The organism is Streptomyces sp. YIM S03343 (genome assembly GCF_054729195.1).
The window spans coordinates 169,313-188,755 of the sequence record NZ_JBPUKX010000003.1; the positions used below are offsets into that span (position 1 = coordinate 169,313).

General features: G+C 70.4%; 14 protein-coding genes and 3 pseudogenes. 13 read left to right on the forward strand and 4 right to left on the reverse strand.

Annotated features, from left to right (window positions below; translation table 11 throughout):
- Nucleotides 1-217: 217 nt before the first annotated feature.
- Both ACSYGN_RS40940 and ACSYGN_RS40945 read left to right on the forward strand, forming a co-directional pair.
- Nucleotides 218-511 (forward strand): annotated as a pseudogene (locus ACSYGN_RS40940) (lasso peptide biosynthesis B2 protein); the annotation flags it as partial.
- Nucleotides 512-600: 89 nt separating this feature from the next.
- A pseudogene (locus tag ACSYGN_RS40945) lies at nucleotides 601-819 on the forward strand (protein-L-isoaspartate O-methyltransferase family protein); the annotation flags it as partial.
- Between the two features lie 69 nt (nucleotides 820-888).
- On the opposite strand, the pseudogene ACSYGN_RS40950 reads toward ACSYGN_RS40945, so the two are convergent.
- The 3 genes and pseudogenes from ACSYGN_RS40950 to ACSYGN_RS40960 form a co-directional block, all read right to left on the reverse strand.
- A pseudogene (locus ACSYGN_RS40950) lies at nucleotides 889-1,287 on the reverse strand (MFS transporter); the annotation flags it as partial.
- Nucleotides 1,288-1,353: 66 nt separating this feature from the next.
- Entirely contained in the window at nucleotides 1,354-1,806 is a 453-nt protein-coding gene (locus tag ACSYGN_RS40955) for a hypothetical protein (RefSeq protein WP_460405992.1), read from the reverse strand.
- A 761-nt stretch (nucleotides 1,807-2,567) separates the two neighbouring features.
- On the reverse strand, nucleotides 2,568-2,711 hold the full coding sequence (locus ACSYGN_RS40960) for a hypothetical protein (RefSeq protein ID WP_460405994.1): 144 nt from the start codon (nucleotides 2,709-2,711) through the stop codon (nucleotides 2,568-2,570).
- Nucleotides 2,712-2,892: 181 nt separating this feature from the next.
- Here ACSYGN_RS40960 and ACSYGN_RS40965 point away from each other — a divergent pair, with 181 nt between their 5' ends.
- From ACSYGN_RS40965 to ACSYGN_RS41005, 9 genes are all read left to right on the forward strand, one after another.
- Complete coding sequence (locus ACSYGN_RS40965) at nucleotides 2,893-3,912, forward strand: LacI family DNA-binding transcriptional regulator (protein ID WP_460405996.1); 1,020 nt, start codon at nucleotides 2,893-2,895, stop codon at nucleotides 3,910-3,912.
- A 148-nt stretch (nucleotides 3,913-4,060) separates the two neighbouring features.
- The gene (locus ACSYGN_RS40970) at nucleotides 4,061-5,404 is read left to right on the forward strand and encodes an ABC transporter substrate-binding protein (RefSeq protein ID WP_460405998.1); all 1,344 of its coding nucleotides are present in this window, start codon (nucleotides 4,061-4,063) and stop codon (nucleotides 5,402-5,404) included.
- A gap of 82 nt (nucleotides 5,405-5,486) precedes the next feature.
- Nucleotides 5,487-6,464, forward strand: coding sequence for a carbohydrate ABC transporter permease (locus ACSYGN_RS40975; protein WP_460406000.1), 978 nt, complete (start codon nucleotides 5,487-5,489; stop codon nucleotides 6,462-6,464).
- A 7-nt stretch (nucleotides 6,465-6,471) separates the two neighbouring features.
- The gene (locus ACSYGN_RS40980; RefSeq protein ID WP_460406002.1) at nucleotides 6,472-7,368 is read left to right on the forward strand and encodes a carbohydrate ABC transporter permease; all 897 of its coding nucleotides are present in this window, start codon (nucleotides 6,472-6,474) and stop codon (nucleotides 7,366-7,368) included.
- 97 nt (nucleotides 7,369-7,465) lie between these two features.
- The gene (gtfA, locus tag ACSYGN_RS40985; protein ID WP_460406004.1) at nucleotides 7,466-9,004 is read left to right on the forward strand and encodes a sucrose phosphorylase; all 1,539 of its coding nucleotides are present in this window, start codon (nucleotides 7,466-7,468) and stop codon (nucleotides 9,002-9,004) included.
- A gap of 254 nt (nucleotides 9,005-9,258) precedes the next feature.
- Nucleotides 9,259-10,650 (forward strand): NDP-hexose 2,3-dehydratase family protein, encoded by a 1,392-nt coding sequence (locus ACSYGN_RS40990; RefSeq protein WP_460406006.1) that lies wholly within the window; start codon nucleotides 9,259-9,261, stop codon nucleotides 10,648-10,650.
- Nucleotides 10,647-11,810: a Gfo/Idh/MocA family protein gene (locus ACSYGN_RS40995; protein ID WP_460406008.1), complete on the forward strand. Its 1,164-nt coding sequence runs from the start codon at nucleotides 10,647-10,649 to the stop codon at nucleotides 11,808-11,810. The genes ACSYGN_RS40990 and ACSYGN_RS40995 overlap by 4 nt, the downstream gene beginning before the upstream one ends.
- An 80-nt stretch (nucleotides 11,811-11,890) precedes the next feature.
- The gene (locus ACSYGN_RS41000; RefSeq protein WP_460406010.1) at nucleotides 11,891-12,700 is read left to right on the forward strand and encodes a VC0807 family protein; all 810 of its coding nucleotides are present in this window, start codon (nucleotides 11,891-11,893) and stop codon (nucleotides 12,698-12,700) included.
- Between the two features lie 785 nt (nucleotides 12,701-13,485).
- Complete coding sequence (locus ACSYGN_RS41005; protein WP_460406012.1) at nucleotides 13,486-16,074, forward strand: helix-turn-helix transcriptional regulator; 2,589 nt, start codon at nucleotides 13,486-13,488, stop codon at nucleotides 16,072-16,074.
- Between the two features lie 863 nt (nucleotides 16,075-16,937).
- Here the strand turns inward: ACSYGN_RS41005 and ACSYGN_RS41010 are convergent.
- A complete protein-coding gene (locus ACSYGN_RS41010) occupies nucleotides 16,938-17,117 on the reverse strand; it encodes a hypothetical protein (protein WP_460406014.1) in 180 nt (59 codons plus the stop codon).
- Nucleotides 17,118-17,247: 130 nt separating this feature from the next.
- Between ACSYGN_RS41010 and ACSYGN_RS41015 the strand changes: the two genes are divergently transcribed.
- Both ACSYGN_RS41015 and ACSYGN_RS41020 read left to right on the forward strand, forming a co-directional pair.
- A complete protein-coding gene (locus tag ACSYGN_RS41015) occupies nucleotides 17,248-18,267 on the forward strand; it encodes a hypothetical protein (protein ID WP_460406016.1) in 1,020 nt (339 codons plus the stop codon).
- 179 nt (nucleotides 18,268-18,446) lie between these two features.
- Nucleotides 18,447-19,439, forward strand: coding sequence for an AfsA-related hotdog domain-containing protein (locus tag ACSYGN_RS41020; RefSeq protein ID WP_460406018.1), 993 nt, complete (start codon nucleotides 18,447-18,449; stop codon nucleotides 19,437-19,439).
- The last annotated feature ends 4 nt before the right edge of the window (nucleotides 19,440-19,443 follow it).

Consider the following 19,443-nt stretch of genomic DNA (forward strand, 5'->3'; position numbering starts at 1 on the left):
CTGCTGGCCTCGCCGGACTGGATGACCCACGGCGCCCGGCTGATGCTCTCGGCCGCCCTGGACGAGGCCGCGGGCGCGCTCACCGACGTGCCGGCCCGGCTGGCCGACTGGTCCGACCGACAGGACCTGGCCCGGGTCGGCGCGAACACCGCCGGGTGGCGAGCACTCACGCTCGCCGGGCACGGCATCGAGCTGGCCGCCCCACACGGTCCGCGCCGCTCGCCCCGCCCGCCTAGGCCAGCGCGAACTGGACACGGCCCGGGCCGAGGCCCTGGTCGGCGCCGTCCGGCACACCGCCCGATGGTGGCCGGGCCGGGCCGCCTGCATGGAGACCTCCCTCGGCGCCGTACTCGCCGCCGCACTCCTCGGCCACCGCCTCGACTGGTGCCTCGGGGCCCGGTTCGCCCCGCCGCCGGTCGAGTACCACGCCTGGGCCGACCTGCCGGGCCACGGCCCGGTCGGCGAGTACACCGCCGCCGGATGGCACCACTACACCGCTCTGACGATCTGACCCGCCACGCTGTACTGGCGGCGCGTGTCCTTCACCGCCCCGAGCAGTTGTCGCATACGAGTGCACTACACCCCTTGACGGAGTGAGCAGTGACCGCCGTCGCCGACGTCGCAGAGTCCGTTCCCGAACGCCACTACACCCACCACGACGGCCGCGGCGTCACCCCGCACCGCTCCAACCCAGTCGTGACCCACCGCGAGATCACCACCCTCGACGTCCAAGGCGGCATGAACGTCGCCGAGTTCGGCACCGGCTCCGGCTACTCCGGAGCCCTGCTCGCCGAACTCGTCGGCCCCACCGGTGCGGTGACCAGCCTCGACATCGACGCCTACCCCGTGAAGTGGGCGAACCTCATCCACCACGAGCGCGGCCTCGGCCACGGCCCCCAGCACCGGGTTCAGGAATCCCGCCCCGAATCCACTGACGGCGAACACGGCCAGTACCGCTCCCATCGGAGCATCGGAGGCGAGAATCAGGAATCTCGGCGCCCCGGCCAGTAGGAAGCCGGTGAAGAACACCACCCGGCGTCGTAGCCGGTGCGCAGCCAGCGCAGCGACCAGGCTCCCGGCGACCGCCGCGGCTCCCAGCACGCTGCCCATCAGACCGATCGCTGCCGGACCGTTGCCGGATTCTTTGGCCCAGACGGGCATGAGCACCGTGGTGAATCCCGCGTCCAGCAGGTTGGTGATCCCGACCATGACGATGACGGTCAGCAGCAACAGTTCGCCACGCAGGAAGGTGAAGCCCTCGCCGAATCGTCGCCAGTAACCCGCCCCCGTCTCTCCGGCTTGGGATGGGGCGTCCTCCGCAGCCGCAGCGACGTTGTGGGGTGGCTCGTGGCGTCATGTCCGGGCCTGGTGTTTCTCGAGCCAGAGCCGGGCGCCGACCTCGCTGGGGTACTCGCGGACGGTGAGCATGGCGACGGTCCAGCCGACGCAGTATGCGGCGAAGGCGGGCATGATAGGTGCGGCGAGTGCGAGGAGGCCGCGGCCCGCGTAGCCGAACCTCGTGGAGCGACGCTTCTCCTGACGTTTCCGGTAGCGGGACTCGCTCGGCGTGGGCGCGTCCAGTAGGGCCCTGCTGTGGTCACTGCGCTGCTTCATCCACCCCCAGACCAGAGCGCCGCAGGACGCAGCCACTTGCGCCCAGTCCCAGACAAGTCGGGCGGTTGGCGGCACCGCGCGCAGTTCTTTCTTGGCGGCCCACGCCTCGGTCCTGGCGTCGTCGATCAGTGTGCGGGCCTTCGCTCCGGAGGCCCGCGCGTCCTCGGCGTCGTAGGCGTACAGCGCGGCCACGGCCCTGGTGACGGCTCGTACTGGGCCGTGCCGATCTTCCCTGACGCCTTCCCGTCGGTGCCGAGGGGAAGACCCAGAACGACGCCTGCCCCGTCGAGCAGCCTCGGCGCGGACTCATCGGTGGTCAGCGCCGATCGGGACTCGGCGACGGGTGTCAATGTCCGGGCCTGCCACTCCGCGGCTTGGTTCAACTGCCGTGAGTTTCCTGCGGAGTCCAGCCCGTCGGTGACTGTGTGTGATCGCGGGGAGCGTATCGGCTCCAGGTACCGCCGTTCTCGTTGCTGGCTGCGACACCGCTCAGCGCGCCCACGGGCCCCACCACTTGGGTGGCAGCGGGTCGGCTGGACCCGAAGTCGGCTGATCGGGATGGAGTCCGAGCCGTCGCAAGGCGTCCGCGCGAACGCGGACGACGATCGTGCCGTGCCAGTGGCCGTCGGAACGCACCCCGCACATATGGTCGATCCAGACATCGTGCTCGGCGAAGGGGTACCAGTCGATTCCCCGGTCACGCAGTCAAACCGACATCAGCCGACCGGGCCGCGGGCAGCCAGCGACGTTCTCGTAAGAGAAGAGAACCACCCAGTCAGAGGTGTGTCTGTCCATGGCCGCCATCATGCCGTATCACGAGCAACCGCCGTCTGTGTGAGAACCAGCACTCGGGACCTCCCCCCGCCAGCGGCCACCTCAGCCCAACGAATACGAACGCCGACACCGCGAGGCTGTGCTCACGCTCGCTGCGTGATCCACGAAGCGTGTCCACCTCACGGGGGAAGGCCCGTCTCCATCCGCAGGTGGTCGAACTCGGCTGTCCACGGCCCCTGCAGGTGCAGCACGGTGTGGGCGCCGTCGTCGTCGCGGAGCAGGGCGAAGTCGTTCGCACGGAGGCCGGGCGGGGCGTATCGCATGCGCAGTTCCTGTCGGCTCACAGCACTCAAGCGTGTGCGTTGATCATTGGCACCGAAAGTCTCGCTTACGCATCGGCCCAAGTAAAAGTGAACGCAAACGCTTGCGCAACAGCGAAGCTCGGTTTACGTTCACGTCACCCACAGATCACACCGACGTGAAACCAACGGGAGGAAGTGCTCCGTGACGGCCAGCATCAACGACGTCGCCCGCGCCGCCGGCGTCTCCGCGTCCACCGTGTCCCGCGCGCTGCGTGGCCGGCCGGGCGTGTCCGACGAGGTCCGCCTTCAGATCACTGCCGTGGCTGCCGAGCTGGGTTATACGGCGTCGCGTTCGGCGTCCAGTCTGGCCAGCGGGCGTACCTTCACCGTCGGGGTGGTGGTCCCGCATGTGGGCCGCTGGTTCTTCGGGACCGTGGTGGACGCTGCCGAGCACGTGTTCAGTGCCGCCGGGTACGACGTCCTGCTCTACAACCTGGGTTCGCCGGAGTCGCGCAAGCGGTTCTTCGCGAAGATGCCGGTGCGCAAGCGGGTGGACGCGGTGCTGTCGCTGCTGATCCCCGACGAGGCGGAGTCGGCGGCGCTGCGCTCCCTCGGCATCCCGCTGGCCAGCACGGTCGGCGTTTCGCGTCCCGGGTTCACGGTGGTCGGGATCGACGACCGGGCCGGCGCGGAGAGCGCGGTGCGGCATCTGGTGAACCTCGGGCACCGCCGGATCGGCATGATCAGCGGGTCGAGCGAGCCGCAGCACTGGACCACGCCGATCGAGCGGCGGCAGGCGTATCTGGACGTGCTGGCCGATGCCGGCATCGCCCACGATCCTGCCCTGGAGGCGGACGGCGAGTACACCGTCGAGGGCGGCGAGCGGGCCATGACCGAACTCCTCGCCGCCCCACGGCCTCCGACCGCCGTGTTCGCCCAGTCCGACGAGATGGCGATGGGCGCGCTGCGCGCCCTGCGCCGGCACCGGCTGACGGTGCCGGGCGATGTGTCCGTCGTCGGCTTCGACGACCACGAACTCGCCGATGTGATCGGGCTGACCACCGTCGCCCAGCCGGTCGCCGACCAGGGCGCCGCGGCCGCCCGGCTGCTGCTCCAGCAGCTCGACGAACCGGACACCGAACCGCCGGGGCATGTGCGGATGCCGATCCAGCTCGTCCTGCGCGAGACCACCGCCCCGCCCCGCCCCCGCGGACCCCAGTAACCCCTCTACGGCAACCCTCCGCAGCCGTCAGGCCGTCAGGCCGTCAGGCCGCGAGGCCCCAAAGCTCCCCCCACGCCGAAAAGCACCACCGCACCAACCCACCACACCGCACCACCGCACTCTCGCACCGCACGGAGGCACGAACCCCATGAGCTCGACCCACAGAAGGTACCGCCGCTCGGCCTGTACAGGTCTGGCCCTCGTCCTGCCGCTCGCCGCGCTGGCCGCCTGCGGCGGCAGCGGCGGTGGTGACAGTTCCGCCGCGGCGGGCAGCGGCAAGGGCACCATCAGCGTCTGGGCGCACCAGGGCCAGACCAGTGAGGACACCGCCCTGCAGAACGCGGTGAAGTCGTTCAACTCCTCGCAGGACAAGGTCAAGGTCGAGCTGAAGCTGATCCCGGGCAACGACTACACCAAGACCATCACCGCGACCGATGCCTCGAAGCTGCCGGATGTGATGGAGTTCGACGGGCCGACGATGGCGAACTTCGTCTACAACAAGAAGCTCGCCCCGATCGACGACTACGTCTCCGTCAAGACCCTCGCCAACGCCACCGACGCCAGCAAGGCGCAGGGCGAGATCAACGGCAAGCACTACGGCCTGGGCATGTACGACTCCGGCCTCGGCATCTACGGCAGCAAGAAGCTTCTGACCGCCGCCGGCGTGAAGTACCCCACCAGCCTCTCCGACGACTGGACGGCAGAGGAGTTCAGCAAGGCGCTCACGGCGCTGAAGGCGAAGGACTCCGACGGCAAGGTCCTGGACCTGCAGGAGAACTCCGGTTACGCCAACGAGTGGGGCACCTACGGCTTCGCCCCGATCGTCTGGTCGGCGGGCGGCTCCCTGCTCAAGAACGGCAAGGCCGCCGGGGCCCTGGACACCCCGGCCGTGGTGAAGGCGATGAAGACCCTCCAGTCCTGGAAGACCTACGTCGACCCCAACACCGACTCCAACGCCTTCGCCAAGGGCCGCGTCGCCCTCTCCTGGGTCGGGCACTGGATGTACCCCGCCTACAGCAAGGCCCTCGGCGACGACCTGGTCGTGCTGCCGCTGTCCGACTTCGGCAACGGCCCCAAGACCGGCCAGGGCTCCTGGGCCTGGGGCATCGGTGCCGGCTCCAAGAGCGGCAAGGCCGCCGGCGCCTTCCTCGACTACCTCCTCAACGACACCAACATCGGCGCGATGACCACCGCCAACGGCGCCCCGCCCGCCACCAAGAGCGCGCTCGCCAAGAGCGCGCTGTACAAGCAGGGCGGCCCGCTCCAGCTCTACGCCGACCAGCTCGCCAAGCCCTGCGGCGACAGCCAGATCGACACCTCCTGCATCGCCGTCACCCGCCCCGTCACCGCCGGATACCCCACCATCACCGCCAAGTTCAGCAGCGCCCTCAGCTCCATCTACGGCGGCACCGACCCCAAGACCGCCCTCGAGAAGGCCGCCCGCGCCATCGACCGCGACTTCTCCGACAACAACGGCTACAAGATCCCGTAGACCGCAGGACGCTTCGACCGGGGCGGGCACAGAGAACCACCGCCCGCCCCGGCCGGGAACAGGACCAGGAACAGGACCACCCGTGACAACCGTGGAAAGCGCGCACACCGTGACCACAGCGCAGCCGGTACGGCCCGAACGCCCCTCGCCGCCCAGACGCAGGAACCGTGAGTGGCTGCACGGGCTGCTCATGTCCGCGCCCGCCGTGGCCGGGCTCATCGCGTTCGTCGGCATCCCCTTCGGCTACGCCGTCGTCCTCTCCTTCTACAACGTGCGCCTCGGCTCCCCCCTCGCGCCCACCTTCTTCGGCCTGGAGCAGTACCGGCGGCTGTTCACCGACCCCGACCTGTCCGGCCCCTTCCTGCGGGCCCTGCTCAACAACCTGACCTTCGCCGTGGTCGTCGTCCCCCTCCAGACCGCCCTCGCCCTCGGGTTGGCGATCCTGCTGAACCGCAAGCTGAAGGCGATCGGCCTGTTCCGGTCGCTGTTCTTCATGCCGGTGGTCTTCCCCATGACGCTGGTCGCGGTCATCTGGCGGCTCATCCTCGCCCGCAGCGACCAGGGCCTGCTCAACTCCGCCCTCCACGCCCTCAGCCTCGGCAACTGGGGGGCCTTCGACTGGCTCGGCAACGGGCTCACCGCGATGGCCTCGATCATCGTCCTGTCCGTCTGGCAGGGCGTCGGCTTCCAGATGGTCATCCTGCTGGCCGGCCTCCAGCAGATCCCCGGCGAACTCTACGAAGCCGCCCAGCTCGACCGCGCCACCCGCTGGCAGCAGTTCCGCCACATCACCCTGCCCGGCATCCGCCCCACCCTCGTCTTCGTCGCCATGCTCACCTCCGTCCTCTCCTTCCGCATCTTCGACCAGGTCTACGTCCTCATCCACGGCGGCGGACTCGACGAGGACGCCACCCGCACCGTCATGTACCAGGCCGTCACCACCGCCTTCGACCAGAACAACATCGGGCAGGCCTCCGCCATCACCGTCGTCTTCTTCCTGATCGTCGTCGCCCTCACCCTCATCCAGCGCCGCGTCGTCCGGCCCGACAACGAGGACTGACACCACCATGGCCACCACCCACCCACCCCACACCACCCACACCACCCACACCACCCGCGCGACCAGGGCATCCCGCCGCCGGCTGCGCCGCATCGCCGACTACACCGTCCTCAGCGTCCTCGCGTTCGTCTTCGTCCTGCCCGTCCTCTACCTCCTCCTGGGCAGCCTCAAGCCCTCCGACGAAGTCCTGAACGGCCTGACCGGCTTCCTCCCCACCCACCTCACCCTCGACAACTACCGCCACGTCCTGAACGCCCTCAACTCCGACAGCACCGGCCACTTCTGGCGCTTCATGGGCGTCTCACTGCTCGTCGCGTTCCTCGTCGTCACCGGCGGCCTCTTCGTCAACTCGATGGCCGCCTACGGCATGTCACGGCTGAAATGGCGCGGCCAGGAAGCCGTCTTCACCCTCGTCCTGCTGCTCATGCTGGTGCCGTTCGAGTCGGTGGCCGTGCCGCTGTTCTACATGTTCAACAACCAGCGCGACACCCTCTACATCCAGGCGATCCCCTTCATCGCCAACGCCTTCTCGATCTACCAGTTCCAGATCTTCTTCCGGAAGATCCCGCCCAGCATCGAGGAAGCCGCCCGCCTCGACGGTGCCGGCCCCTGGCGCACCTTCTTCGCGATCATCGTCCCCATGTCCAAACCGGTGTTCGCCTCCGTCGCCATCCTCACCTTCCTCACCCAGTGGGGCTCCTTCCTGTGGCCGGTCCTGATGGTCTCCGACCCCGCCGTGCGCCCCCTGCCCCTGGAGATGAGCGTCTTCCAGAGCATGCAGCCCCCGGACTGGGGCCAGATCCTCGCCTTCGGCGTCCTCCTCGTCCTGCCCGTCCTGATCGTCTTCGCCTTCTTCCAGCGCTGGTTCGTCCAAGGCGTCGCCAGCTCCGCCGTCAAGGGCTGAGAATCCCGCCCGGCGGAAAGGCAGTCCGGCACCGCACCGCCCCGCCCTGTACCGGGACCCCTGCCATGACACCGACAGACATATACAAGGACACACCTTGCGCAACCAGATCCAGCTCATCACCTACGCCGACCGTCTGGGCGGCACCATCCGCGGCCTCGGGCAACTCCTCGACGGTTCGCTGAAAGACCTGTTCGGCGGGGTGCACGTACTGCCGTTCTATCTCCCGTACGACGGCGCGGACGCCGGTTTCGACCCCATCGACCACGCGCAGGTCGACCCCCGGCTCGGTGACTGGGACGACCTGCGCATCCTCGGCGCCGATCGCGACGTGATGGCCGACCTGATCGTCAACCATGTCTCCGCGGACTCACCGCAGTTCAAGGACGTGGTCGCTCGCGGTGACGAGTCCCCGAGCGCGAAAATGTTCCTCACTTTCGACGCGCTCTTCTCCGACGGCGCCACCGAGGACGACCTGCTCGCCATCTACCGGCCGCGCCCGGGCCTGCCCTTCACCCCGGTGACACTGGGCGAGCGCAGGCGCCTGGTATGGACGACCTTCACTCCGCAGCAGATCGACATCGACCTCTCGAGTGACGCCGGCCGCTCCTACCTCAGCGAGATCCTCCGCGCTCTTGCGGCCGCGGGGGTCGGGACGGTCCGCCTGGACGCCGTGGGGTATGCCGTCAAGACGCCGCGGTCCTCCTGCTTCATGACACCGGAAACGTTCGCCTTCATCCGCGAACTGACCGCGGAGGCGCACGCACTCGGTGTCGACGTGCTCGTCGAGATCCACTCGCACTACCTGCAGCAGATCGAGGTCGGCCGCGCCGTCGACCGGGTGTACGACTTCGCGCTTCCGCCGCTTCTCCTGCATGCCCTGTTCACCGGTGACGCGACCGCCCTGCACCGCTGGCTGCTGCTCCGGCCCCGCAACGCCGTCACCGTGCTCGACACGCACGACGGCATCGGCGTGATCGATGTCGGACCGGACCAGACCGCACCGGACCGCCCCGGGCTGCTAGACCCGGACCAGATAGACGCACTCGTCGAACGGATCCACCACAACAGCGGGGGCCAGAGCCGTCAGGCAACCGGCTGGGCCGCCTCGAACGTGGACGTCTATCAGGTCAACTGCACTTTCTACGATGCCCTCGGCCGGGACGACGACCAGTACCTGCTCGCACGCCTGGTCCAGTTCTTCGTGCCAGGAGTCCCGCAGGTCTACTACGTCGGGCTGCTGGCCGGTGTGAACGACATGGACCTGCTCGCACGAACCGGCGTCGGCCGCGACATCAACCGGCACCACTACTCCGAGGACGAGATCTCAGCCGCGCTGCAGCGGCCCGTGGTGGCGGCATTGCACTCCTTGATCCGCTTCCGCAACACCCACCCGGCCTTCGACGGAACCTTCCAGCTGGGCACTGTGGGTGAACGCGGAGCGCTGTGTCTGTCGTGGACCAACGGAGAACACCGAGCGACGCTCCAAGTCGACTTCGCCACCCGTGACTACACCCTCTCCTGGACCGAGAACGGCGACCTCCGCGTCACCAGCGACCTGCTCGGCGCCCCTCCCGCCTCCGACACCGCCTGTGAGCTCCTCGAGCCTGTTGCCCTGCTCGGCGAAGAGGAGTAGCCGCCCGTACCGCTTTACATCTCGGCAAGTTGACCGGCGCCCCCGCTCTCGGATCTGCCCATAGCGGGCGCGGGAGGGTCCGGGCAAGGGGGGCAAGTCTAGGCGTATGCCCGAACTCGGCACGGCACCCTCGTAGGGCGGCAGCCGACTGCCGTGAGCCCGCGCCGGTACGCCGCCCGGCCGCCTGCCTCGTGCTGCCGGACACGCGGGTCATCGACGTTCCCCGTGCACTTGAGCGAGATGAGGCGGATTCCATGACCGCGACCAACCTGGTGCTGTCGCCCCGCGCCGCGGCCCCTCCCCTGCTGTCCCGTCTTGCGGTGTCGGCGGCGGCGGTCGAGGGCGGGGTGATGAGCAACGCGGAGATGTTCACCTGGCTCGCAGAGCGGCAGGCCGAACAGCAGCAGCAAGTGGAGCGGGTGCCGTTCGCGGCGCTGCGCGGCTGGCGGTTCGACCACCGGACCGGCGATCTGCGCCACGACAGCGGCCGGTTCTTCACGGTGCGGGGTCTCGCGGTGAAGTCGGACTTCGGGCCGGTGCGGTCCTGGTCGCAGCCGATCATCCAGCAGCCGGAGATCGGCATCCTCGGTATCGCGATGCGGGACTTCGACGGTGTGCCGCATCTGCTGATGCAGTCGAAGTCGGAACCTGGCAACGTCAACGGTGTGCAGCTGTCCCCGACGGTTCAGGCGACCAAGAGCAACTACACGCGGGTGCACGGCGGTTCGTCGGTGCCGTATCTGGACTCGTTCCGCAGGCCGGGCCCCGGGCGGGTGGTCGCGGATGTGCTCCAGTCGGAGCAGGGCTCCTGGTTCCTGCACAAGCGCAACCGCAACATGGTGGTGGAGGTCGGCCCGGAGGTGCGGGCCGAGGACGACTTCGCCTGGCTGACGCTGGGTCAGGTCAATCTGCTGATGCGGCACGACAACCTGGTGAACATGGACGCCCGTACGGTGCTGTCCTGTCTGCCGGACTGGCGCGGCGCGGACGACTATCTGGGCGGCGACCCCGGCTGGTCGCTGCACCCGGACCGGGAGATCCGTACGTGGATCACCCGGCGGCGCGCCGAGCATGAGGTCGCCGTCACGCCGATCCCGCTGGCGCAGACCAACGCCTGGCTGCGCACCCCGCACGCGGTGACGCACTGCAACGGGCTGTACTTCGACGTCGTGGCGGTGGACGTGTCCTCGCGCGGGCGTGAGGTGCCCGCCTGGACGCAGCCGCTGCTGGAGCCCCGGGGCATGGGCGTCACGGCGCTGTTCGTGAAGCGGATCGACGGGGTCCCGCACGTGCTGCTGCGGGCGCGGGCCGAACCGGGGTTCCTGGACGTGGTGGAGCTGGGCCCGACGGTGCAGTGCGTGCCGGAGAACTACGAGCATCTGCCCCGGGCGGACCGGCCGCCGTATCTCGCGGAGACGCTGGAGCGGCGCGCGGGCGCCCGGTACGACGTGATTCTGTCGGAGGAGGGCGGCCGGTTCCGTAACGCCCAGAGCCATTACCTGATCATCGAGACGGAGCGGGAGTTTCCCGCCGTGTCGGACGAGTTCCGCTGGCTGACCTTGCGTCAGCTGGACGAACTGCTGCGTTACAGCCATCACTTGAGCGTCCAGGCCAGGACGCTGGTAGCGGCGCTGAGGACGCTGTGAGCGCGGCGGGCGGCCCGGCGGGGACCGGTCCGCCGGGGTCGGCAGGCACCTGGTCCGGCGCGTCCGACGGCGGTCCGCTGGGGTCCGGCGCGTGCCGACCGTCGTCCGACGGCGGTCCGCTACGGCTCGGCGCGCTCGGTACGTCGTCCATCGCGGCCCGCCGGGTGCTGCCCACGGCGGTGGCGACGCCGGAGGTCGAACTCGTCGCGGTGGCCGGGCGGTCGGAGCGGAAGACGGCCGATTTCGCCCAGCGGTTCGGCTGCGCGGCGGAGACGGACTTCGCGGCGCTGCTGGACCGTCCGGACATCGAGGCGGTGTACATCTCCACGCCCACCGCACTGCACCATGTCTGGGCCCGGCTTGCGCTGCGGGCCGGCAAGCATGTGCTGGTCGAGAAGCCGATCGGCGTGAACGCCCACGAGGCACGGGAGTTGGCCGACCTGGCCGAGGAGCGGGGGCTCGTGCTGCGGGAGAACTTCATGTTCCTGCACCACCCCCAGCATGCCTACGCCGCCGAGCTGCTCCGGCAGGGGCGGCTCGGTGAGGTCACCACCCTCCAGGCCGCGTTCTGCATCCCGCCGCTGCCCTCCGACGACATCCGCTACACGCCCGGCATGGGCGGCGGTGCGCTGCTCGACGTGGGCGTGTATCCGCTGCGCGCCGCCCAGTTGCTGCTGGGCACGGGGCTGCGGGTGGCCGGCGCGGTGCTGCGGGTGCGCGAGGAGGACGGACTCGATCTGTCGGGCCAGGCGCTGCTGGTGTCGCCCGAAGATGTCCTCGTCCAGGCGACGTTCGGTTTCGAGCACGCCTACGCGTCTTCGTACACGCTGTGGGGCAAGAGGGCGCGGCTCACCGTACCGCGGGCCTTCACCCCGCCGCCCGCGTTCCAGCCGGTGCTGGTGCTGGAGGAGCAGGACCACGAGGAGCGGTTCACGCTTCCGGCCGCCGACCAACTGCGCGGCTGTCTCGCCTCCTTCGCCGCCGCCGTGCGCCAGGGTGACGCGCGCGGCAGCGCGGCGGAGGCCGAAGCACGCCGGTCGGCGGTGGCCGGGGCGGAACTGGTCGACGCGGTGCTGAAGGAGGCCGTGCGGGTACCGGTGTCCGCGGGCGACGACGGGGAAGAACGCAACAGACCTGCCACCGCCGTGACGAGCGCCTGACCGCCTCGGCCCCCGCGCCCTGGCACCACCCCTGCGAACCGCACTCCCGAGCCTGCCCCCGCACAGGAGCACCCACCCTCATGGTTCCCCCCACCTCCGCATCCACCTCCCCATCCGCCGCCTACGACGCCCCCTCCGCACCCCGCGCACGCGGCGACTCCTGGGCGTTCGCCGTCACCGTCGCCTGCGACATCGTGCTGCCGGTCGGGCTGTTCTATCTGCTGCGCGGTCTGGGCGCCGGTGAGATCACCGCGCTGCTGGTGAGCGGCAGCGCACCCGCGCTGCACACGCTCCACTCAGCACTCCGGCACCGCCGAGTGGACGCGATCGGCATCTTCACGGTGACGCTGCTCGTGGTGAGCGCCGTGGGCTCGCTACTCACCGCGAGCCCCCGGATCGTCCTCGCGCGGGGCAGCCTTTTCACCGCGCTCGCCGGGGTGTGGCTGCTGGTCACGCTGTTCACCGCGCGGCCCTTCACCTACCAGGCGCTCAAGGCGTTGCTGCCCGGGCGGGCGGGGGTGCTGGAGGGGCTGTGGGAGACGGACGCCTCCTTCCGCCGGATCTGGCGGGCGCTGACCGTGGTCTGGGGGCTCGGGCTGCTCGTGGACGCCGCGCTGCGGCTGGTGATGGCGTACACCCTCCCGGTGGACACCGTCCCGGCGCTCGACGCGGGGCTGTACGCGGTGACCTGGGTGGTGCTTCAGGTGGTCACACAGATTTCGCTGTTCCGGTCGGGCACGTTCGCCAAAATCTTCCCCGGTGGGCGCCCCGGGCGGCGGATGGCAGAGGCTGCAGTGGCGGCAGGGGCGGAACGGACGGAACGGACGGAGCAGGCAGAGCAGGCAGAGCAGGCAGAGCAGGCAGAGCAGCCGACGCAGGGCGGCGGCTGAGGCCGGACCAGACCCAACGGTCGTTTTCCATGATTCTTTTGCCCTTTGAAAAAAGGTTCAAGAAGGTTCAGTACGTACTTCCGTGATGTCGGCTCATGTCCTGAAACCACCCATGTAGGACCTGTACGCTCTTCGCCGTCCGCGGTCGAGCAAACATTCGGGACACAGGCTTCCGCACCGGCCCGGCGGGCACGCGCCCGCCGGTTCCACCGGCCGCACGGCGTCCGCACGCGGACCACGCCGCGCACGGACACGGCGCACTCACAGGTTTAGCCATGCCGAATATTACGTACACCCGTGCCGGGGGGCCGCCGTCGCTTCTGCCGACCGCGCCGAAAGGGCGAGAACCGTGCGCAGTCGTTGCACTGCGGACCGCACACGCCCGGCCGCGATTCCCCGGCGTACCGCTTCCCGGCTTGCCGCGGTCCGTCTAGTGTGCCCCAACTTCCTTGACGTAAAGCCCGGTTCGCACATGCCCACGGAGAACGCTCACATGCTGGAGACCAAGTCCAGACCTGTTCGAAATCGCTTGAATACGGGAGCACGAACGCAGTTTTCCGACACTTTCAGCGCCCTGCTTGCCGGGCCCCTTGCCGCAACTGTTGCCGGGGCATCGGCTATTCGGGGGCTGCGCCGCCTATCGGGGAATTCCCCTACACCGGCTCACCCACACCCACGCCCACCTGCACTTCCTGCCATGCACCCACCGGCCAGCACCGACTGCTTGGAACGCACCTGACGATTGCGCGAGCCTGCCGGGGAGCCGCAACAACGAAGGAGGCCCCGTGCCGCACGGGACCGCGGGAGACCGCCGACCGGACGCGCCGACGTCCGGATCGGCCCTCCTGACCGAGGAACTGGAACACCACCGCACATCGGCCGGGCTGGTGCTGCTGTCCGGGGAACCGTGGACCGGCAAGACCCGGCTCACGCTCGAACTGGCCGCCACGGCACGGCGGCGCGGCTGGACCGTGGCCTGCGGCAGGGCGGCCCGGGACGGCACCGCCCGCCCCTTCCACGCCGTGGTCGACGCCCTCGACGACCATCTCGCGCGCCTCACCGCCACCGGCTCCACGGCCCTGGCCGGGCTCGGTGCCGCCCGGCTGGGGACGTTGGCCCGGGTCTTCCCGGCGCTGGGCGGGCTGTCGAGCGGTCAGCTCCGCGATCCGGGCGGCCTCGACGCCGACGCGGTGCACGCCGTCGTACGGGCCCTGGGCGCGCTGCTGGAGCAACTGGCGGCCTCGGCAGCCGCGGTGGGCGGGCCCGGGCTGCTGCTCGTCCTGGACGACGCCCACCGCGCCGGTCCCGAGACGGCCGAGCTCGCCGACCATCTGCTGCGCAGGCCGCCGCAGGCCCCGCTGCTGACGGTGCTGGCGTTCCGCGAGGGCGGTCCGGCCGCCCGCAGGCTGGCCGCGCTGGCCCATCCGGAAGGCGCCGTACCCCACTTCGTGCTGCGCCCACTGCCCCTGCCGGCGGCCGCGGCGCTGCTGCCCGAGGGACTCGGGCCGCTGCGCCGCACCCTGATACTGCGGGACGCGGCCGGGGTGCCGGGGCTGCTCCGGGCGCTGTCCGGCGGCGGGATGCCGGCGACCGGGCCGCCCTGTGAGGAGGCACCCGACGGCGGGTCACCGGACACCGGCGCGGAGAACGGGTACACCCCGCACTCCGGCCCGTTCACCCCGCCCGAGCCGTTCGAGCCGTTCGAGCCGTTCGAGCCGTTCACCCCGGGCACGCCGTACGAACGGCCGTACGCGCCGTACGCGCCGTACGAACCGCCGTACGCGCCGAACGCGCCGTACGAGCCGTACAGCAGCCTCGAACTAACCTCCGGCCCCTGCCCGTTGCCGCCGTCAGCCACGGCGCCGGACCTGGGCCCGCTGTCCCCGCTGACCCACGGCGCGGCGCTGGCCGCCGCGGCGGCGGGCGATCCCTTCACCCCGGAGACGGTGGCGGCCACTGCCGGGCTCGGCCTCGATGACGCGCTGCGCGCCGTCGACGAGCTGTGTGCCGAGGGCATCGTCGAACAGGACGGCCGCACCGGGCTGTTCAGGTTCCGCCGTCCGGTGGTACGTGCCCTGCTGCACCGCACGGCCGGTGAGGCGTACCGGCGTGCGGCGCGGGTTCTGCCGCACGCCGGGCCGGACGGCGGTGAGCGCAGCGAAGCGGTGGTCGCGGCGCTGCTGGAGTCGGCCGTACCGCCCTCGGCCCGGGAAGCGGAATCGCTGGCGGCATGGGCGCGCACGGCGGTCCACACCCAGCCCTCCCGTGCCGCGTGGGCGGCCGCCCGGGCGGCGGAGCACTCCGACGCGCCGTCCGGCGTACGGCTGTTGCGGTGCCAGGCGCTGGTGCTGTGCGGGCGGCCCGCCGAGGCGCTCGCCGAGTACGCGCGGCTGTGGCCGAGGTCGGGCACGGGCGGCCCGCCGGACAAAACGGTGGCAGGAACAGCGGAAGGAGCGGCGGCAGGGCCCGAGGAATGGGTCGAGGCCGCCGTGTGGCGGGCCCGGGCGCTGCGGCTGATCGGGGCCCGTACGCAGGCCAGGCGGGTGCTGCGTGCGGTGCTCGCCCGGGATGGCGCCACCGGTGCGGCGGGCGCGGCGGTGCGGGCCGAACTGGCCGCGCTCCTGCTGGACTCGGGGCAGCCGATGTGGCGGGCGGCGCTCGCCGCGTCCCGCCGCGCGGTGCGTGCGGTGCCGGAGGGCGACGTGGCGGGCTACGGTCTCGCCCTGGCGCTGCTGGCCGCCGCGCACGCGGCCGCGGGGGCCGCGGGGACGGCACGGGAACTGGCCGCGGAGGCAGGGCCGTTGCTGACCGGGCTCGGCCGTGCGGAGGCGGCGAGGGTGGTGGAGGCGTGGCTGAGGCTCGGCGAGACCGCGATGGACACCGGGGATCCGCGCGAGGCGCGCCGGTGTCTGCAGCGCGGCTTCGATCTGGCGCTGCTGCACGGGCAGGGAAATGCGCTGGGGCCTTTCGCGCTGGCGCTGGCGCGGGTGTGCCTGGAATCCGGGGACCGCAGTGCCGGGTGCTACGCGCGGCTGGCGGTGGCGGAATTCGAGCGGCTCACCGCTTTCGAGGCGGCGGACGAGGCGCGGGATCTCATCGAGCTCATGGAGAATCCCGGCGGATCGGGTTCGAGGGCGGACTCTCCGGTGCGGCTGAGTGCCCGGGAGAAAGAAATAGCGATGCTCATCGGTCCGGGTCTCACCAATCAGCAGATCGCGGAACGGATGAACATCAGCGTGAAAACCGTCGAGACACATATGGGCCGGATCTTCAAGAAGCTCGGTGTGAAATCCCGTGCGCAGGTCGTTCTTTTCCTCTCCCCCTCGAATTCCTCAGATTCCCCAAACTCTTCGAATTCCTCGAATTCCGGGTAGAAATGTCTACCGGTGCCGCGGGAGCGCTCGGCGCCCGGCGGCGCGGACCGAGCGCTTCGGGCCCGCTCGCGGCCCGGCGCCGGCTGAACCACGGATTCCGTTTGCCCCGCACGGTACGGTCCCGGGGCCGACGCGGAACAGGCCAGCGGCCGGGCACGCCCTGGAGTGTCCGGGAGCGTCCGCGGCATCCGCTATGTCTTGGCGGCCGCAAAGGTTCCACCGCCCCCGTGTCGCGTTCCCACCGCCGACGGTGCGCAGGTCCGGGCGGGTGCGAGAGATGCAGGCACAAGGCCGCTGGAGTGCCGCGAGTCCGGCTTCGGGGTCGCTCCGGGGCGCGTCACAGAGGCGTCGCCGGGTGCCCCGTAGGGCCGCGCGGCCCGCTTCCGGCACCACACCCGGGCAAACCGACCGACCGTGCGGTTGGGTGGTTTTCCGCCGGTGGTCGAGTGCACTCGAAGCATTCCATCGGCCGACGGGTCCGTCGACAGCCTTTCGACAGGTACGGAGAAAGGACGGAAAGCGAGCAACGGCCGAACAATTCACCCGACGAAACCGGGTCGGCCGTTCGGCGACGTCGAGGATCGACGGATCGACAGATCGACGGAATTCAGACACGGCCGAAAACGGCCGATCCGGGCGCCACCGGCGCATCCCGCAGCCCAGAGCGCCGCCGCAACCCCCGTTCACCCCCGGAAACCCCCCGGGGTACCCATGACACAGCAGCGGCCCGCCGCGGGGGACGGCGGGCCGCTGCTTCCTGACGTGGCCTTCTGTTCAGTACGGGGGAGGACAACGTTCACTGTGCGGACATGCGAGCGGGGCGGACCACGGTCTCGCCGGTCCGCCCTGTCACACTCGGTGCATCAGCCCCACTGGTCGTCCGCGGGCGAGACCACGAAGCTGGAATGCGCCGGTGCGGCCAGGGTCATCCCCGCTGTGCCCCCGAGTGCATTGGTGGTCGCCGTAATCTCGGCCCCGAGGACACCGACGAATGCGGCGGCGGCCAGAAGTCCGGTCGTGATTCGCAGCGCGAGCTTGCTCATAGCTACCCCTTAGTTCAACAGTTGGCCTGGCACGCACAAGACTCCATGAGCCCGGTTTTCAACCCAAGGGATTCCTGGTGTCGTAAAGTTGCCTGGCCAGAAGTTCCGACACGGGGGAGGTGAGCAACCAATGCCGGAAAGTCCGCTCCCGGCAGGCACTTTCGCCATGCTGGACGACTCCGAGGCAAGCGCCTACCGCAATGCCGTGCTCCTGGGTCGCTTTGTCCGCGAGGAGATGGCGACCGCCCTGGGCGTCTCGCTCGAAAAGACGGCACAAGTCGAGCGGCGCCTGCTCGCGCTCAGCCTGCTGCGCCCCATGCCCGGTGAGCCGGACCTGCTGATACCGGTGAGCCCCGACACCGCGGTGGCCGACCTGGTGGGCCCGGCCGAGAGCCGCATCCGTGACCTCCAGCGTGAGGTCACCGACATCCGCAGCGCGATGGGCGCCCTGCGCTCCACGTACTTCGCCAGCCGCCAGCAGCGCAACCAGGCCGAGGCGTTCGACGTGATCAGCGACGTCCACGCCCTCCAAGCCGTGCTCGACGAGCAGGGCGAACGCTGCCGCAGCGAGATGCTCACCGCACAGCCCGGCGGCGCCCGGCCCTCCAATCTGCTGGCCACCGCCCGGCCCAAGACCCTGGAGCGCCTCAAGCGCGGGGTGCGGATCCGGCACCTCTACCAGCACACCGCGCGCAGCGACCTCGCCACCACCTCGTACGTCCGCGCGGTGACCGAGCACGGCGCGGAGGTGCGCACCACCGACGAGCTGATCGACCGCATCGTCATCTACGACCGTGAGGTGGCCTTCCTGCCCGAACCGCACGTGGACGGCAGGGCACCGGGCGCGGTGGTGGTGCGCGAGCCGACGCTGGTCGCGTTCATCTGCCGGGTCTACGAACATCTGTGGTCCGGGGCCACCCAGTTCACGCCCGGCTCGGAGGAGACCACGGAGATCACCGACGATCTGAAGCGGTCGATCATCAAGCTCATGGCCCAGGGCTACAAGGACGAACTGGTGGCCCGCCGGCTGGGCATGTCGGTGCGCACCTGCCGCCGCTACATCTCCCAGATCATGCTGAGCGTCGACGCCACCAGCCGTTTCCAGGCGGGGGTGCACATCGCCCAGTCGGGCCAGCACGATCTGAGCTGACGCGGCGCGACCGTCCGGCCCGGGACGGGTGCCTTCGTGTCCGACCTGGCAGAACGTCCCTGCGGCAGATCGTCATTGACTGCCAGGGCACAAACTGTCACCGGGCCGGGATGGCACTCGGACCCCCGGCGACGGCAGGCTTGAGGGGACCGTTTCAGGACACGTCCAGGAGGGCGAGCTTGGAGACTTCCCTGCCCGCGCCGGCGGGACACGGACTCGGCAGCCGCCATCTGGTGCACCGCCCGCGCTACTCGGGCCCACGACTGCCGGGCAGCCCCGACGACCTCACCCAGGAGTTCGTCCTCACCGGTGAACTCCCGGCCGGGCACCCGCTGTTCAACGACGGACCGAACCGCTGTCACGACCTCCAGGCGGCCATGGCGATGATCCGCCAGGTCAGCGGGGGCATCGGCCAGGCACACTTCGGTGTCGCCGCCGACCGGGTACCGGTGTTCTACCGCTTCGGCGTGACCAGCAACGACGTGAGCGCCTGGCGCCGCCACACCGGCCCCGGCGTCCTCACCGCGACCTTGCGGGTACGGCCCGACAAGGTGATCGGCGGGATCCCGCGGGCCCTGGAGTTCGAGGCGGGCCTGGAGATCGACGGAACCCCGGCGGGCACCGGCACCGCCAGCCTGCTGCTCCTCGCGCCGCTCGCACACCGCAACCACCGTGAGCACTCCCGCACTTCAGCGCTGGCCGCCGCGGACGGCCGGCCCCCCGAGCAGGACCGCACCGCCCCCCGCACACCGTCGCCGGAACCCGGCGAGGTGGGCCGGACCACCGTGGCGAACGTGCTGCTGCGCTCCCCCGTCACCGTGGGCGGCCAGCGGCTGTCCGCGGCGGTGCAGCCACCCGCCCTGTGGCCGCAGGGCCTCGCCCGGCAGGACGGCGCGGTGTCGTCCGTGCTGCTGCTCGAAGTGCTGCGCCAGACGGCCCTGCTGACCGTGCACCGGCTGCACGGCCTCGACCCCCGGCACTGCGCACCGGTCTCCCTGCACACCCACTTCCGCGGGCACGCCGAACCCGACCTGCCGCTGCGCTGCGTCGCGGTGACACAGCCGGTCGGGATGGACGCACTGGGGCGCCCGCTGGTGACGCTGACGCTCGCTCTGTCGCAGGCCGGGCGTGCCGTGACCGAGGCGGTCGTGTCAGTCGTCGAGGATCTCTGACCTC